Origin of the sequence: Mesorhizobium sp. M0106 (assembly GCF_040322715.1) — a bacterium.
Lineage (GTDB): Bacteria > Pseudomonadota > Alphaproteobacteria > Rhizobiales > Rhizobiaceae > Mesorhizobium.
This window is the reverse complement of sequence record NZ_JAMYUA010000129.1, coordinates 1-933: the sequence shown is the minus strand read 5'-3', so window position 1 is coordinate 933 and position 933 is coordinate 1. Positions and strand designations below refer to the sequence as shown.

Below are 933 nucleotides of genomic sequence, written 5' to 3'. Positions count from 1 at the left end.
GGACCCATCACCTTCCGACACGGATTGCAGCACTTCCTGTCCATCGCCCATGGATGGGCGCTTCGAAATGTGTGAATCGCCTAGCCCTCGAGGGGGAGAGGGCCGCGCAGCGGCCAGAGGGGGTCGGCACGACCGGACTCGGCCTACTGCTGCAGAACAGGTTGGCGCTCTATGCGCGGCGAGCCCCTCTGTCGCCTTTGGCGACATCTCCCCCTCAAGGGTCCCTCAAGGGGGGGAGATCTGCCACGTCACGGAACCAGATCGATTTCCTCGGTCTCGCCGCCACTGCAGGTGTAGCAGCAATCGTCGCACTTTTCCGTATTGCCTGGGCCGACGCCCCAATAGGTGTTCTCGTCGCCGTCGACCCAGGCGCCGTAGCAGATCGATTCGCCGTCACTGCAGGACAGCGGGATCGACTTGGTCTCGCCATCGTTGAGATAGTAATCCTGATTGTTGCCCGGCCAGACATGATCGCGGTCCTGGCTGTAGAGCTCGACGCGCATGGCGTTCGGATGGCTGTTCTTGATCTCGAAGGTGACATCACCGGCATGCGCGACGGGCGCAAACAGTGCGGCAATGAACAGCCCAGCGGCAATGCGGCGCGCGAAAGCGTAGGACGACATGATGATTTCCCCCCGGAATGAAGCGGCCTGCCCGGCCGCGAGCGAGAACATGGCATGGCGGCGGGATGGGTGGAAGGGGGTGCGCCATTTGCACATCGCGAAAGGCGCAGCGTTGCCAAGGAAGACCCCTCTCCGGTTTGCTTCGCAAACCACCTCTCCCCACTTCGTGGGGCGAGGAAATGCCAATAGCCGAAGCCTCACAAGACCTGGGTTCCTCGCCCCCACGAAGTGGCTAGGGGATGCACACATCTTTTCGTTGCGTCGATGACTCATCTGTGAGTTGCGGCGTCGGGTTGGTGTGTGATTCTGT

General features: G+C 61.8%; 1 protein-coding gene. It reads right to left on the bottom strand.

Annotation, left to right across the window (positions count from 1 at the left end; translation table 11 throughout):
* Positions 1-248: 248 nt before the first annotated feature.
* Positions 249-623, bottom strand: a complete 375-nt coding sequence (locus NKJ55_RS35410) for a hypothetical protein (protein ID WP_352453928.1) — start codon at positions 621-623, stop codon at positions 249-251.
* Positions 624-933: the final 310 nt, after the last annotated feature.

Coding starts and splice junctions, on each gene's coding strand:
- NKJ55_RS35410 (WP_352453928.1), bottom strand. CDS start 623: ATGTCGTCCTACGCTTTCGCGCGCCGCATTGCCGCTGGGCTGTTCATT.